Origin of the sequence: uncultured Allobosea sp. (assembly GCF_945957345.1) — a bacterium.
Classification (GTDB): domain Bacteria; phylum Pseudomonadota; class Alphaproteobacteria; order Rhizobiales; family Beijerinckiaceae; genus Allobosea.
This window is the reverse complement of record NZ_CAMFKW010000010.1, coordinates 39531-54713: the sequence shown is the minus strand read 5'-3', so window position 1 is coordinate 54713 and position 15183 is coordinate 39531. Positions and strand designations below refer to the sequence as shown.

The following is a 15183-nucleotide window of genomic DNA, read 5'->3' as shown; positions in this document are numbered from 1 at the left end:
TCAGAACCGAGCCAGCAGTGCCACAATGGCGAGCGCGGCGGGCAAGGCCTGGATGTAGAGAATCTTGCGGCTGGCCGTCGCCGCGCCGAAGAGCCCGGCGACAAGAACGCAGGCCAGGAAGAACAGCTTGATCGCGAAGCCTTCCGCGCCAAGCCAGAGCCCCCAGACGAGGCCGGCGACGAGGAAGCCGTTATAGAGCCCCTGATTGGCGGCAAGCACCTTCGAGCGTGCGGCGAAGTCCGGCGTGAGACCGAAGGCCTTGTGGCCGCGCGGGGTGTCCCACCACAGCATCTCCAGAATGACGATGTAGACATGGATCAGCGCAACGAGGCCGATCAGGAGCGCTGCGATCATCAGACGGTTCCACTCATGATAGCGGCGAGGCGTGCGTAGCATTCGTGCAGCGGCGTCGCGTCGTCCTTGGCCTGCTTGAGGAAGGCTTCGAGCGCAGGATGGAGACGGATCGCCTCGTCGACCTCGGCCGAGGCACCCTGGCGATAGGCGCCGAGCCGGATCAACTCCTCCATGTCGGCATAGGTCGCGAGCGTCGAGCGCGCCTTCTGCACGACGGGATAATAGGCCGGGTCACAGGAGCGCGGCATCGTGCGCGAGACCGATTTCAGGATGTTGACCGCGGGGTAGCGTCCGCGCTCGGCGATGGAGCGTTCCATGACGATGTGGCCGTCGAGAATGCCGCGCACCGCGTCGGCGACGGGCTCGTCATGGTCGCCGCCATCGACCAGCACGGTGAAGAGGCCGGTGATGGCGCCGTCGCCGGTGCCGGGGCCGGCGCGTTCGAGCAGGCGGGGCAGCTCGGCGAAGACGGTCGGAGTATAACCTTTGGTCGTCGGCGGCTCGCCGGCGGCGAGGCCGATCTCGCGCATCGCCATGGCGAAGCGCGTCACCGAATCCATCAGGCACATCACCTGCAGGCCGCGATCCCGGAAATACTCGGCAAGCGTCAGCGTGGTCAGCGCCGCCTGCTTGCGCATCAGGGCGGGCTCGTCCGAGGTCGCGACCACGACGATCGAGCGGGCGAGGCCCTGCGGGCCGAGATCCTCCTGGAGGAATTCCTGCACCTCGCGGCCGCGTTCGCCGACGAGGCCGATGATGTTGACGTCGGCCTGGGCATAGCGGGCGAGCATCGAGAGCAGCACGGATTTGCCGACGCCGGAGCCGGCGAAGATGCCCATGCGCTGGCCGATGCAGCAGGTCAGGAAGGTGTTGAGCGCGCGCACGCCGAGATCGAGTGGCCGGCCGACGCGGCGGCGCTTATGGGCATTCGGGGGATCGTTGCGGTATGCGAAGAGCGTGTCGCCCTGCGGCAAGGGCGGTCCGCCATCGACGGGGCGGCCGAGAGCGTCGACGACGCGGCCGAGCCAAGCCGGCGTCGGCCTCAAGCCCGGCTGGGCGCGATCGACATGGACGGGGCAGCCGCGGCGGACGCCGTCGAGCCCGCCGAAGGGCATGACAAGCGCCTTGTCGCCGGAGAAGCCGACAACCTCGCAGGGAACGCGCGTGCCCGGCGCGATCTCAATGCCGACGCGGCCGCCAAGGCTCATCGTGCCGATCGGCCCGGCGACCTCGACCAGCAGGCCGCGCACGCCGATGACGCGGCCATAGATCGTCACGCCTTCGATATTCTCGATGGCGGTCGCGAGGGCGGTGAGGCGGTCATGGCCGTGCGAGGGGGAACTCATCGGGATATTTCGAGGTTATCGGTCATGTGCAGATCAGCGCTATCAGCTGGCGGAACCCCTGTGGATGATTTGGTAAGGGTTCCTAACAAATTGCGCTCATTTACCAGCTGTTAAGCTCTGTGGTTAAGACTGCAGATCGAGGCTGCCGCGTGTCGCAGGGCCATTATCGCCCTGTTTCCCGAGGCAACCCTCCGCGAAAGGCGCTTTCGCGGCCGAGAAGTTCAGCGATCCGTGTCAAATTCGACTCACCTCGACAAGGATCGTTCACTTTCTCTGAGGAAGCGCTTGCGCTCGGGAATCACGGTTTGTTAACCAGTTTCCTCGTAGCGTGTCGCGTGGCGTTTCATTGGGCAAGTGCGTCGTCGCCGAGGGCCGGGAAGGTCCGGGCGGAACAACGGTCAAACCTGCCCTGCGGGCGAAATTGGGGACGTGGACATGCGGGTTCTGCTGATCGAGGACGATAGCGCGACCGCTCAAAGCATCGAGCTCATGCTCAAATCGGAGAGCTTCAACGTCTATACGACGGACCTCGGCGAAGAGGGCGTCGATCTCGGCAAGCTCTACGATTACGACATCATCCTGCTCGACCTGAACCTCCCCGACATGTCGGGTTACGAGGTTCTGCGCAGCCTGCGCGTCGCGAAGGTCAAGACGCCGATCCTGATCCTCTCCGGCCTTGCCGGCATCGAGGACAAGGTGAAGGGCCTCGGCTTCGGCGCCGACGACTACCTCACCAAGCCGTTCCACAAGGATGAGCTGGTCGCCCGCATCCACGCGATCGTGCGCCGCTCGAAGGGCCACGCCCAGTCGGTCATCACGACGGGCGACCTGGTCGTCAATCTCGATACCAAGACCGTGGAAGTCGACGCCGCCCGCGTCCACCTCACCGGCAAGGAATACCAGATGCTGGAGCTGCTCTCGCTCCGCAAGGGTACGACGCTCACCAAGGAGATGTTCCTCAACCATCTCTATGGCGGCATGGACGAGCCCGAGCTCAAGATCATCGACGTCTTCATCTGCAAGCTGCGCAAGAAGCTCGCCAATGCGTCGGACGGCAAGAACTACATCGAGACCGTCTGGGGCCGCGGCTACGTCCTGCGCGAGCCGTCCGATGTCGACGAGCGCATCCCGGCCTGACGCAATTCCGTCGCCCGCCCGTCATCGGGCGGTCATGAAGCGACGCCATACCAGTTCTTGACCTGATCGTCGGATGTACACGACAGGTCGACGGGGACCCCGCCGAGAGGCGGGGTTTTTGTTTGTGCGGTGTTCGGGACGGCGGGCCGGCTATCATACCGTCATGCTCGCCCTTGTGGCGAGCATCCACGTCTTGAACACGGACCTTGATCGGTGAAGACGTGGATGGCCGGGACAAGCCCGACCATGACGGGAAGGCCCGCATTTTGGGGGCGCGGACTTTTCCGGCAGGCGAAGCTCTGGACGACGGACGGGCCGGCTCAGCCGCGCAGGGCGGCCCCGATGGCGGTGCGCGGCCGGAGGCTGGGCGCAGCGGAGGCGGCTATCGGGGCGGCCATCGATGCGTGCCGGTAGAGACCGCGGTGCTGCGGGTCGCAGACGAGCTTCGTCGCCAGTCCCAGCACCGTCTCGGCGGCGCCGAGCACGAAGGCCCCATCCGGTACGAGGCGCGGCGCGATCTGCTCCAGCACCTTCACCTTGGTCGGCACGTCGAAATAGATCAGGACGTTGCGGCAGAAGATCACGTCGAAGCGCCCGAACTGGTCGTTGCGATCCAGCAGGTTGTGCTGCTTGAACTCTACCATCGCGCGAATCCGCTGCGAGACCTGCCATTTGTCGCCGACCTGCTGGAAATGCTTCAGCAGCATCTGGATAGGCAGGCCGCGCTGGATCTCGAATTGGCTGTAGATGCCGGCGCGGGCCTTTTCCAGGATTTCTGCGGAGATATCGGTGCCCAGGATCTCGATCTTCCAGCCGGCGAGCCGATCGCCGAGCTCGTCGATCAGCATGGCCAGCGAGTAGGCCTCCTGGCCGCTGGAGACGGCCGCACACCAGATCCGGAGCGAGCGGCTGGCGGCGTTGGCGGCGAGGCGCTCCGGCAGGATCACGTCCCGGAACAGGTTGAAGGGCGTCTGGTCGCGGAAGAACAGGGTCTCGTTGGTGGTCATGGCATCGACCACGGCGCTTTCCAGACTTGCATCGCGGGAAAGCCTGAGCTGGCGGACGAGCGTCTCGATATCGGCGATGCCGCGCCGGCGGCAGAGAATGCCGAGCCGGCTCTCGGCGAGGTAGCGCTTGTCCGCGGTCAGCGACAGACCGGAGCGCTGCTGCAGCAGGAGGCGCAGGAAGGCGAAATCGGCTTCGGTCATACCGGCTGGACCCCGCGGACGAGGCAGCGGATCGAGGCGCCGATCTCGTCGAGCGCGATCACCGCGCTGGCATGGCGGGCGCGCACGACCGAGCCGGGCATGCCCCAGATCGTGCTGCTCGGCTCGTCCTGGGCGATGACGGCTGCACCGACCTTGCGCAGGGCGCCGGCGCCGTCGGTGCCGTCGCTGCCCATGCCCGTGAGGACGAGACCGAGCGCGGCCGGGCCGAGATGGCGGGCGGCCTCGCCGAAGAGCACGTCGACGGCAGGCCGGCAGAAATTGACGGGCGGTTCGTCGCCGATGCGCGCGACGATATGGCCCAGCCGGCGATCGATGCCGAGATGGCGGCCGCCGGGTGCGATATAGACCGTGCCGCGCATCAGCCGCTCGCCGTCGAAGGGCTCGCGGGCAGGGACGCCGATATGGGCGGCGACCTGCTCGGCGAAGGAGGCGGTGAAGAGCGGCGGCATATGCTGGACGATGATCGTCGTGAGGTCGTTTAAGCCCTCGCCGATATCGAACAGCACCTTGGCGACCGCGCGAGGGCCGCCGGTCGAGGCGCCGATCACAAGATAGCGCGGCATCACCGAGACGAGCGGGCGCAGGTTGACCGGCCCGGCATGCGGCAGGTCGGTGTCGATCTCCGGCGGCAGCGAGCCTGGTTTCATCGGCGTCTGGACGATGTTGCCGAGCTTGAGCAGGAATTCGCTGCGGAAGTCGAGCGACAGCGTCATGCCGCTGCGGCTGTCGGGCTTGGAGACCACATCCATCGCGCCCCGCGTCATGCATTCCAGCGCGAGGCGGGTGTTACGCTCGTTCAGGGTCGCTGCGAGCAGGATGCCGGTATTGGGGCTTTCCTTGAGAATCTGGGGCAGGGCGGTGGCGCCGTCGACGCCGGGCATGTCGAGGTCGAGCACCATCACGTCCGGCTTGAAGCGGGTGGCGTGGGCGACGGCGGTCTCGCCGTCGCCGGCGACCGCGACGACATGGAAATTGCCGGCCTCGCCCAGCCAGCGCGCAAAAAGCCCGCGGACGACGACGGAATCGTCGGCAATCACCACGGTCTTGTGCCGCGATGAGGGGCCTGCGGGATTCGCGCGTGGAGACAACATGAGGATGTTTCTCACTGGATCGGCGAGATGGGCGAAGATATTTCAGACCCGGCGTGCCCGATGCGCGGCCGCACCGGAACGCATCTGCTCAGAGCAGCCCGACCTGATGGAATTTGGAAGCCACGATCTCCTTGTCGAAGGGCTTCATGATGTACTCGTCCGCACCGGCATGCATGGCGCGCGCGATATGGGCGATATCGTTCTCGGTGGTGCAGAAGACCACCTTGGGGCGCTTGCCACCCGGCATCTGGCGCAAGGTGCGCAGGAATTCGTAGCCGTCCATGATCGGCATGTTCCAGTCGAGCAGGACCGCATCCGGCATCTCGCCCTTGCAGGCGTCGATGGCACGCGCGCCGTCCTCGGCCTCGGCAATGCGGAACTGCAGCCCTTCGAGGATGCGGCGGGCCACCTTGCGGATCACCGCCGAGTCGTCGACGACGAGACAGTATTTCATGACTTTTGTCTCCAGAATTGGGGCGCCGCCGTCAGGCCGCGCTGCGAAGATCGAGATCGAGAACGGCGTCGAGGTCGAGAACGACGAGCAATTCGTCGGCGAGGCGATGGATACCTGTCCCCAGCGCCGCCCAAACGCGATCGAGATGGACCGGAAGCGGCTCGAAGGTGGACCGGTCGAGCCGGATGACCTCGCCGACCGCGTCGACGATAAGCGCGTAGGCCTCGCCGTGGTGGTCGATACCGATCGCGGTCAATTCGTCGCTGCCCTGGCAGCCGCGCTTGAACTCGACCGGACGCCCCAGACGCTTGCGCAGGCAGATGGCCGTGACGATGCGGCCGCGCAGGTTGATCAGGCCGACGATCTCGTCCGGCGCGCGCGGAACCACGGTGATGCGGTTGGTGATGAACACGTCCTGGACGCGGCCGATCGGCAGGCCGAGAAGCTGCTCGCCGATGCGGATCGTCACATAGTCCAGCGAGTCGCTGAAGCCGGGAGCCGCGGGTTCTGGGATGTGGGGTGCGTTCGCCGTCATGCCGCATGCCTCAGGTCGGCGCCGGCCGTGTTGAGTTCGCTCAGCACGGCTCGGCGGTCGAATTTCGCGATGACGTCGTCGAGACCGGCCTGGACCGCGCGCATATGCAGGTCCGGCGTGGCGCAGGTGGTGAGGCCGAGTATGCGCAGGCGCTCGCCCTTGGTGCGCTCGCGCAGCAATGCGGCAAAGGCGAAGGCGGCTTCGCTGTCGCTGTCGAGGTCGAGCAGCGCGAGCATGATCGGTTCGCCGGCCGAGGCGAGACTGGCCTCCGTAAAATCCGCCAGCGGCGCGATGATCCGGCCGGAGGCCTTCAGGACCGGGCTGAGCATGTCGCGCAGGAAGTCGGACGGCTCGACCAGCAGGATGCGGCCGGGGAGTTCGGCGTTGCGGCCCGCTCCGAACCAGCCGGGCTCGTTCAGCGGCAGGTAATGAGCGAGATCGAGGATGTCGGTGGCTCGCCCGCGGATCATGGCCGAGCCGATGATGCCGCGCCCCTCCGTCGCTGCCATCTCCAGCTCGAAGGTCTCCTCGACGATGTCGACGATCTCCTCGACGGCGAGCGCGACGGTGAGGTCCCCATTAGAGATGATGACCAGCGGCTGGATGCCCTCAGAGCGCAACTGGGTGCCCGCCACCGGCGTCACCGAGACCAGGCGTCCGCGATAGTGCAGCAGCGTCCGGCCGCCGCTGCGCTGGAACTCGCCGGCCTCGATCTCCTCCAGCCGCGTCACCAGCGACAGCGGCAGGGCCTGCAACCCGTCGGCGCCGGCACGGAAGACGAGCATCGTCGTGCGTTCGCCGCGATGGACCTGAGCGGCAGCCTGGCGCGGCTCCGCCTCCACGCTTTCGGAGATGGCCGCTCCCACCAGCCGCGCGACGCCGTTGGGGTCGACGATCAGCACCACCGTGCCGTCGCCGAGGATGGTGTTGCCGGAAAACAGATGGATGTGGCGAAGCTTGCTCGACATCGGCTTCACCACGATTTCCTCGGTGTGGAAGACGCTGTCGACGAGGATACCGAACTGCCGCTCACCGATCTGGGTGACGACGATGAAACCCTCGCCATCCACCCGCGGGGCCGGTTCCCGGCCGGGGCAGGCCATGAGCCCGGGCAAGGACACGATCGGCAGCAGGCGCCCGCGCAACCGCAGGACCGGAGCGCCGTTGATCTCCTCGATGCGGTGGTCGCCGCCGGCCTTGGCCCGGACCAGTTCGCGTACCGCGATCTGGGGGATTGCGTAGCGATCCTCGCCCGCGACCACGATCAGCGCCGAGATGATCGCGAGCGTGAGCGGGATCTTGATGGTGATGGTCGTGCCGAGGCCGGGACGGCTGGCGACATCGACCGTGCCGCCGATCGAATCGACATTGGCCTTGACGACATCCATGCCGACACCGCGGCCGGAGACCGCGGTGACGCTGTCGGCCGTGGAGAAGCCGGGGTGGAAGATGAAGCGGCCGATCTGCGCGTCGCTGAGCTTGTCCAGCTCCGCTTCGGCCGCGAGGCCCTTGGCGATGGCCTTGCTGCGGATGCGCTCGATGTCGAGGCCGCGACCGTCGTCGGCGATGGAGATCGTGACCGATCCGCCCTCGTGATAGGCGGCGAGCCGAATGCTGCCGTGCTCGGGCTTGCCGGCCTCGCGCCGGTCGGCCGGCAATTCGATCGCATGATCGGCGCAGTTGCGGACCATGTGGATCAGCGGGTCCTTGATCAGGTCGAGGATCTGGCGGTCGAGCTCGGTCTCGGCGCCTTCCGTCAGCAATTCGATACGCTTGCCCAGTTCGGCGCTGAGATCGCGCACGATGCGCGGCAGCTTCGACCAGGCGTTGCCGATCGGCTGCATGCGCGTCTTCATCACACCGTCCTGCAATTCGGCGGTGATGAGCGACAGGCGCTGGAGCGGGGCCTTGAGGCCGGCATCCTCCTGCCGCCTGGCGACCTCGAGGAGCTGGTTGCGCGTCAGCACGAGCTCAGAGACCATCGTCATCAGATGCTCGATGGTGTCGACATTGACGCGCAGCGTCGCCGGGCCGCTGCTGCGGACGGGGCCGGGCGCGTCCTCGGCGGCGGCAGGGGCCTCGAGCCCCTCGATCCGGCCGTCGCGCCCGCGCTGCGGCCCTGGTGCGCTGCGGAAGACGATGTCCTCCGCGCTCGTCTCGGGAACAGCCTGACCGTGGCGGGCGAGATAGGCAGCAACCGGATCGAGCGAGGCCTCCGAAGGCGGCTGCTGCTTGAGCTCGCCCTTGGCGCGATCGGCCAGGGCGAGAAGCTCGCCGATCAGCGTCTCGTCGTTGCCCTCGGGCTCCTGCCCCTTCTCGGCGAGTTCGGCAAGGATGTCCTTGATCCGGTCGATGGTCTCGAGGATCGCGGTGACGGCAGTGGGCTTGACGGTGGCGCCATCACGGAACTGCCCGATCACCGATTCCGCGGCATGGGTCAGTGCTTCCAGCCGGGGCAGACCGATGAAGCCGCAGGTACCCTTGACGGTGTGGACCAGCCGAAAAATATTCCGCAGGACGTCGCGGTCGTTGGGGTCCTGCTCGAAGCGGACGAGTTCCCGGTCGACCGTGTCGAGATTCTCGCCGGTCTCCGTCAGGAACTCTTGCAGCAACTCGTCCATGCAGGCTTCACTCAACGCGGCACGCTGCAGGAACTAAAGCAGGAGAACGGTTTATGATCGGTTGAGATCGCGCCTCGACCGGTAACGATCGTTCAGGCCGCCTTGGCGGCCTTTATCGTCACGGTATCGCCCTCGATGGCGAAGGTGATGCCCATCTGGGCGGCGCGGGCGACCATGCCGGCATAGAGCGGCTGGACGGCATGGGCGTCGATCGTTCCGGTCTCGGAACGGCCGGCCAGAAGCTCCTCGACATGGGCGGGGATACGGGCATGCGAGCCGGTCGCGGTGATCTCGAACGTGCCCTGCTCGCCCTCGACGGTTGCGCGCGAGACGAGCTTGCCGCCCCGCGGCACGGCCTGGGTGGCGATAACCAGAAGGTTGAGCAGCAGCTTGACCTGGTTCTTCGGCAGCAGGGCGCGCGGCGCTTCCCAGTCGAGCGAGAGCTTCTCGTCGTTGAGGAAGCCGTTGGCGACGTTGCCGGCATCGCCGAGATCGATCATCGCGCCGGCGGAACCGGCCGCGCCGAAGGCGAGACGGGCGAATTGCAGGCGGGCGGAGGCGGCCCGCGCGCTCTTCTTGATCAGCTCCAACGCGAAATCGCGCATTGAGGGATCGTCTTCTTCCAGAACTTCGAGAGCGTTGACAATCGCGCCAACCGGGCTGATCACGTCATGACAGACGCGGCTGCAGAGAAGCGCAGCCAGATCGAGCGGCTCGAGCGAGATGTCGGTCATGGGGGCGAGGTCCTGGAAGCGGGGGCGCGCCGGATTGCGGCGTCGTTCTCACCCGATATGCTGCTATCTTGGTTTTCATGTGGTTAATCGCCATATCAGGGGCGATTACTGGAAGGATGGGCCGCGATGATCGGCCATGACGATCCCCGCCTGCGCGATCGCGACGGGCTGGGGCGGAAACTTGCGGAAGCTGCCGGGTTGAGTGCCGCCGTCCTGCTGGCCAAGCGGGCGGCGCGCGACGTCAAGCTCAAAAGCGACGGTTCGCCGGTCTGCTCCGCCGATCTTGCGGCCGACTATGCCGCCAAGGTGGCGTTGACGCGCCTGCTGCCTGGCTTTCCGATCGTCAGCGAAGAAACGGCGCAGGATGCGGCGCCCGGCGCGATCTTCATCCTGCTCGACCCGCTCGACGGCACGCGCGAGTTCCTCGCGGGTGGCGACAGCTATTGCGTTGCGATCGCGGTGGTCAGTGACGGGCGGCCGATCGCAGGCGCAATCGCTGCGCCGGCGCTGGGGCGGCTCTGGTTCTCCGGCACGCATGCCTATGCGCAGGATTTCGACCGCGATGGCACCCTTCTGGGTGGGGCCAAGCGCACGAGCGTCCGGGCAGTGCCGGGCGAAGGGCCGGTCGCGCTGGTCAGTCGCTTCCATGGCGATGGCCGCAGCGACGGCATCGCGGCGTCGATGTGCTGCAGCAAGGGCATTCCGGTTTCGTCGGCCGTGAAGTTCGGGATGATCGCCTCGGGTGAGGCCGATATCCATGTCCGCTGCGGCCAGACGATGGAATGGGACATCGCGGCCGGCGATGCGATCCTGTCCGCGGCGGGCGGCATCGTGCTGACGCTGGAGGGCACCTTGCCCGATTACGGCCGCAGCGAGCGCCAGTTCCGCAACCCGCCCTTCGTCGCGGCGTCGAGCGAGGCGCTGGCGCGCCGGGCCATCGCCGGGGATTGCGGCGGCTAAGGCCTAGCGGGCGATCAAGCGCAGCACCGCGTCCCAGCGATTTTCCGCCTGCGCCAGCAATTCGGCATTTTGCAGGAACCGCTGCCGGTTGTCGGCGGAGCGGAACAGATACAGACGCGATCCGATAACCGCGAATTGGCTCGGGTCGCTCTCGACCGCGACACCCTTGGCGATGCCGGTCGGGTCGAACCCGCCGAAAGCAGGCGTGTAGACATCGGGGGCGTCCCGGAAAGCTTCGAGATTGGCCTGCGAGGCGAAGCGCCAGACGAACCGATCCTGGAGGAGTTCGTATTCGGGACGTCCGGCCGCAGGCTTTGCCCCTAGCCGGTAGGAAACCGGATCGAAGCCGTTGATAGCGAGGCCGGTGCTCAGGTTCCGCTGCATCACCTCGCCGAGCGAAGGCAGGCCCGGCAGGCCCGAGGGCAGGGTCGAGGAGAGGGCGGGGGTCTCGGGCGCGGCCAGCGGTGCGCTGGCGAGCGCCATCTGGCCGATCGGGGAGAGCGCGAGGAAGCCTGCGGCGAGCGAGAGCCAACGCTGCCTTGTTGCGGCCTTCATCGCACCAAATCCTTTGGCAAGTCCCGTCCCGGGCCAAATGGCTCTCCGGAATCTTCACGCCTTGGATAGATTTGCAGCGTATCAAATTCGTTACCGAATTGATTCGCATTCGCCGGACGTCCCGTTTCGACGTTCGGTCGGGCGGCGGATGGCCCAGGATCGGCCCGCCTCCCGGCCCGTGCCGCATCCATCCCGAGCCGGCTGCCACGCAGCCGCCGCCGGTGCCGGGCGGACGGACGATCGAACCGCCCCGGCGTCCTGCCTTGTCTGGCGCCCTGCCTGGAGATGTCGCTGATGACCCAGACCCGCCGCAACCTGATCACGGGCGGTCTCGCCGTGGCCGGCGCGAGCCTGAGCGGAATGCCGCTTGCCGCGCGCGCCCAGAACTACCAGAACCAGCAGTCGTTCAGCCAGAACGAGTTGGTCGGCTCCGGCCACAAGTTCTTCGGCAACGTGTCGCGCGGCCTCGCGCTGACGATCGAGGAGGCGGTGCGCCGCTGGGGCGAGCCGAACGGCTATGTCCTCGGCCAGGAAGCCTCCGGCGCCTTCGTCGGCGGCCTGCGCTATGGCGAGGGCCAGCTCTATACGCGCAATGCCGGCGATCGCCGTGTGTTCTGGCAGGGGCCGTCGATCGGCTTCGATTTCGGCGGCGAGGGCGCCCGCACGATGATGCTGGTCTACAACCTGCCGGTGGTCGACGCGCTCTACCAGCGCTTCGCGGGGGTGGACGGTTCGGCCTATTTCATCGGCGGCTTCGGCTTCACCGCGTTGACGGCGGAAGGCATCATGGTCGTCCCGATCCGTACCGGTGTCGGCTGGCGTCTCGGCGTCAATCTCGGCTATCTCAAGTTCACGCAGCAGGCGACCTGGAACCCGTTCTAGCCGTTGGCCGGCGGAAGTTTCAGGAACGTCCTGATATCGGACGGACTGTCTCTGGTCATAACGCGGCCGTCATGGCAGATTCGACCTCAGCCCTCATGCGGGAGCCCTGAGACTTGATCGAAGCCGCCATGCTGTTCGCGCTCGGCTTCCTCTGTGCCGCCTTGCTGGCCCTCGCGGCCGTGCCGGCGCTGGCGCGGCGGGCCGACAGGCTGGCGCGCAAGCGGGCCGAAGCTGCATTCCCGTTGTCGCTTGCCGAAATCGCCGCCGATCGCGATCACCTGCGCGCCGAGCTTGCGCTGCGCATGCGCTCGGCCGAGCAGGATGCGGAGCGCGGCTTTGCCGCCAAGGCCGGAGCCATGCAGGAGCTGGGCCGGCGCGACATGACGATCGGCCGGCTGGAACGCGAGCTCGGTGAGCGTGACGGCCGTATCGATGGGCTCGAAACCGATCTGGCGAGGACACGCAGCGACCTTTCCAACACGCGGGCCGCGCTTGCGAGCGAGCGTACAAACCACGGCGAAACGACCGCGGCGCTGGAGAAGCGGGTCGCCGATCTCGCAAGCGTCGAACGCAGCCTGGAAGAAGTTCGCTCGGCCTTGACCGGCACCGGCGCAGACCTGAACACGCGCAATGACGAGCTGGCCAGGGAACGCGAGACCGTTGGGCGGATCGAAGCGCTTCTGGCTGAGCGTGAACGGGAATTGGCCGAGAGCCGCAGCACTGCCGAAAAGCTGCGCGTCGAGCATGTCGAGGACGGGACCCGCATTCTGGTTCTGCAAGGCAAGGGCGACGATCTTGCCGATAAGCTCGCCCTGACCGAAAAGCGCCTTGCAGGCAGCGAGGCAGCCCTTTCCGCGATGACCGGCGAGCGCGACGGCGAGCGGGTGCGGGCCGATGCCTTTGACGCGCGCGCCGCACAGGCCGAAGCCGGGCTTGCCGCGGCCGATGCCCGCGCCAGCGCGGCGGGTGTCGCGGCGCAGCAGCTCGACACGCAGCTTCGGCAGGAACAGGCCGAGCATGCCGCGACCAGGGACATGCGCGGAGCGCTGGACTTGGCGCTGACCGCCGCAAAGGACGATCATGAGGCGGCCAAGCGGCGGAACCGGGAGGAGATCGCGACCTTGCAGGACGCCCAAAACGAACGCGAGAGCCAGATCGCGATATTGCGGGCCGAGCTCCAGACCCTGCAGGGTGCTCTGACCCAGGCGAGAACCGACCGGACCCAGCTCATGGACGAGATTTCGGCCTTGCGCAAAGCCGGGGGGGCGGGAGCCAAGGACACGGCTCTGCGCCAGGAAATCGTCAAGCTGGCCGACCGACTCATGAATGCGGCGCCGAAGCGCGAAGCGGCGGAATAGGCGCGGCCATTTGCCATCGCCGACCGACTGTCGAATTCTTCGCCGACACCGGATTTCACTTTGCCATTCGATGCTCTAGGAAGGCTGTATTCCCTGGCATTCCGCGCCATCTGAATGGTTTGAAACGTGACCGACAGCCGCTTCGATCTCCTTTGCCTCGGCGAACCGCTCGGCGAGTTCAACGCGACCCACGCCGAGAGCGGCGGCTTCCTGTTCGGCCATGGCGGCGATACCTCGAACTGCGCGGTCGCGGCGGCGCGGCAGGGCATGTCGGTCGGCTATCTCGGGGCGCTGGGCGATGACAGCGCCGGGCATTCGATCCGTGGCCTGTGGAAGCGCGAAGGCGTCGACGACACGCATGTCGCCACCCATCCGAGCGCGCCGACCGGGCTCTATTTCGTCGATCACGGCCCTTCCGGCCACGTCTTCTCCTATCTGCGTGCCGGCTCGGCCGCGAGCCTCTACGGGCCGCGCGACCTGCCGCGCGACCTGATCCGTTCCGCACGGATCATCCAGGCCTCCGGCATCAGCCAGGCGATCTCGGCCAGCGCCTGCGATGCCGTGTTCGAGGCTTTCGACACCGCGCGCAAGGCCGGCGTGCTCACCGCATATGACACCAACCTGCGCCTGAAGCTCTGGCCGCTGACCCGGGCCAAGGCGATCATTCATGCCGCCTGCGCCATGGCCGACATCATCCTGCCCGGCCTCGACGACGCGACGCAGCTCACGGGCCTGAACAATCCCGACGCCATCGTCGATTTCTATCTCGGGCTCGGCGCGCGCGTGGTCGCGCTGACGCTCGGCCATGAGGGTTCGCTGGTGGCGACGCCGGTGCGGCGTGAGCGGTTCCGGCCGATCAAGGTCGATGCGATCGACGCGACCGGTGCGGGCGATTGCTATGACGGCGCCTTCCTCGCCGAGTATCTGCGCACGGGCGATGCCTTCGCGGCCGGTGCCTATGCCAATGTCGCGGCGGCCTTGTCGACGCTGGGCTATGGGGCGGTGGCGCCGCTGCCGCGCCGCGCCGATGTCGAGGCGCGCATCGCCGCGGAGGCGCGGTCCTGATGAACGTGCGGGTTCTGAAGCGGGCGGGCGATCTCCTCGCCGGCTACGATGTGCTGATCAGCGATGTCTGGGGCGTCGTGCATGACGGGCTCTGGGCTCTGGAGCCGGCCTGCGACGCGCTGATGGCCTTCCGCGAGCGCGGCGGCACGGTGGTGCTGCTCTCGAATGCGCCGGGGCCGTCGCAGCAGGTCGCCGGACTGCTCGACGCCAAGCGCGTGCCGCGCGAGGCCTGGGACCGGCTCGTCACCTCCGGCGACGTGACGCGTGCGCTGATCGCGCAAAGCCACCACAAGCGCGCCTATCATATCGGCTGGCAGAGCGATCGGGCCGTTTTCGAGGGTCTCGATGTCGAGCTGGTCGACGAGGACAAGGCCGATATCGTCGTCGCGACCGAGCTCAACGACTACCGCACCGAGACGCCGGAGCAGTATCGGCCGCTATTGGAGCGCTTCGCCCGGCGCGGCCTGCCCTTCATCTGCGGCAATCCCGATCTCGTCGTGCATGTCGGCGAGGACCTGCTGCCCTGCGCTGGCGCGCTCGCGACGATCTACGAGCAGCTCGGTGGCTCCGTCGCCTGGGCCGGCAAACCCTATCGCCCGGCCTATGACCTCGCGCTCGCGGCAGCGGCCGATGCGCGGGGCGGCCGTTCGGTCGAGCCCGGCAAGGTGCTGGTGATCGGCGACGCCGTGCGCACCGATTTGGCCGGCGCGCGCCTGATGGGCTTCGATAGCCTGTTCATTGCCGGTGGCATCCACCGCGACGAGACGATGCGCGGCGGGGAGGTCGAACCGGCCGGCCTCGCCAAGGTGCTGGACGGGCTCCCCGTCCAGCCGATCGCGGCGATGGGTGCGCTGGCCTGAAG

Annotated in this window: 15 protein-coding genes; 6 read left to right on the top strand and 9 right to left on the bottom strand. The window is 67.1% G+C overall.

Annotated elements, in window-relative coordinates; all coding sequences use genetic code 11:
- Entirely contained in the window at positions 1-354 is a 354-nt protein-coding gene (locus Q0Q36_RS07200; RefSeq protein ID WP_293796796.1) for a DUF1304 domain-containing protein, read from the bottom strand.
- Positions 354-1700, bottom strand: coding sequence for a flagellar protein export ATPase FliI (fliI, locus tag Q0Q36_RS07195; RefSeq protein WP_293796794.1), 1347 nt, complete (start codon positions 1698-1700; stop codon positions 354-356). Before fliI ends, Q0Q36_RS07200 begins: the two co-directional genes overlap by 1 nt.
- Before the next feature lie 435 nt (positions 1701-2135).
- On the opposite strand from fliI, the gene ctrA reads away from it, so the two are divergent.
- On the top strand, positions 2136-2837 hold the full coding sequence (gene ctrA / locus Q0Q36_RS07190; RefSeq protein WP_056711445.1) for a response regulator transcription factor CtrA: 702 nt from the start codon (positions 2136-2138) through the stop codon (positions 2835-2837).
- A gap of 320 nt (positions 2838-3157) precedes the next feature.
- Here ctrA and Q0Q36_RS07185 read toward each other — a convergent pair whose 3' ends face one another.
- The 6 genes from Q0Q36_RS07185 to chpT all read right to left on the bottom strand — a co-directional run bounded on the left by Q0Q36_RS07185 (position 3158) and on the right by chpT (position 9501).
- A complete protein-coding gene (locus Q0Q36_RS07185) occupies positions 3158-4045 on the bottom strand; it encodes a protein-glutamate O-methyltransferase CheR (RefSeq protein WP_293796790.1) in 888 nt (295 codons plus the stop codon).
- Entirely contained in the window at positions 4042-5157 is a 1116-nt protein-coding gene (cheB, locus tag Q0Q36_RS07180; RefSeq protein WP_293796788.1) for a chemotaxis-specific protein-glutamate methyltransferase CheB, read from the bottom strand. Before cheB ends, Q0Q36_RS07185 begins: the two co-directional genes overlap by 4 nt.
- An 88-nt stretch (positions 5158-5245) precedes the next feature.
- Positions 5246-5611, bottom strand: a complete 366-nt coding sequence (locus tag Q0Q36_RS07175; RefSeq protein WP_038359309.1) for a PleD family two-component system response regulator — start codon at positions 5609-5611, stop codon at positions 5246-5248.
- A 31-nt stretch (positions 5612-5642) separates the two neighbouring features.
- The gene (locus Q0Q36_RS07170) at positions 5643-6146 is read right to left on the bottom strand and encodes a chemotaxis protein CheW (RefSeq protein WP_293796784.1); all 504 of its coding nucleotides are present in this window, start codon (positions 6144-6146) and stop codon (positions 5643-5645) included.
- Positions 6143-8767, bottom strand: coding sequence for a chemotaxis protein CheW (locus Q0Q36_RS07165; RefSeq protein ID WP_293796782.1), 2625 nt, complete (start codon positions 8765-8767; stop codon positions 6143-6145). Before Q0Q36_RS07165 ends, Q0Q36_RS07170 begins: the two co-directional genes overlap by 4 nt.
- 92 nt (positions 8768-8859) lie before the next feature.
- On the bottom strand, positions 8860-9501 hold the full coding sequence (gene chpT / locus Q0Q36_RS07160; RefSeq protein WP_293796780.1) for a histidine phosphotransferase ChpT: 642 nt from the start codon (positions 9499-9501) through the stop codon (positions 8860-8862).
- Between the two features lie 126 nt (positions 9502-9627).
- On the opposite strand from chpT, the gene Q0Q36_RS07155 reads away from it, so the two are divergent.
- Complete coding sequence (locus Q0Q36_RS07155; protein WP_293796778.1) at positions 9628-10461, top strand: 3'(2'),5'-bisphosphate nucleotidase CysQ; 834 nt, start codon at positions 9628-9630, stop codon at positions 10459-10461.
- Between the two features lie 3 nt (positions 10462-10464).
- Here the strand turns inward: Q0Q36_RS07155 and Q0Q36_RS07150 are convergent, their stop codons facing one another.
- The gene (locus Q0Q36_RS07150; RefSeq protein ID WP_293796776.1) at positions 10465-11016 is read right to left on the bottom strand and encodes a YHS domain-containing (seleno)protein; all 552 of its coding nucleotides are present in this window, start codon (positions 11014-11016) and stop codon (positions 10465-10467) included.
- 360 nt (positions 11017-11376) lie between these two features.
- On the opposite strand from Q0Q36_RS07150, the gene Q0Q36_RS07145 reads away from it, so the two are divergent.
- The 4 genes from Q0Q36_RS07145 (at position 11377) to Q0Q36_RS07130 (ending at position 15181) form a co-directional block, all read left to right on the top strand.
- Positions 11377-11898, top strand: a complete 522-nt coding sequence (locus Q0Q36_RS07145; RefSeq protein ID WP_293796906.1) for a DUF1134 domain-containing protein — start codon at positions 11377-11379, stop codon at positions 11896-11898.
- 113 nt (positions 11899-12011) lie between these two features.
- Entirely contained in the window at positions 12012-13256 is a 1245-nt protein-coding gene (locus tag Q0Q36_RS07140; RefSeq protein WP_293796774.1) for a hypothetical protein, read from the top strand.
- Positions 13257-13382: 126 nt separating this feature from the next.
- Positions 13383-14321 carry a sugar kinase gene (locus Q0Q36_RS07135; protein WP_293796772.1) on the top strand — a complete coding sequence of 313 codons (939 nt, stop codon included), beginning with the start codon at positions 13383-13385 and terminating at the stop codon, positions 14319-14321.
- The gene (locus Q0Q36_RS07130) at positions 14321-15181 is read left to right on the top strand and encodes a TIGR01459 family HAD-type hydrolase (protein ID WP_293796771.1); all 861 of its coding nucleotides are present in this window, start codon (positions 14321-14323) and stop codon (positions 15179-15181) included. The genes Q0Q36_RS07135 and Q0Q36_RS07130 overlap by 1 nt, the downstream gene beginning before the upstream one ends.
- Positions 15182-15183 lie beyond the last annotated feature (2 nt).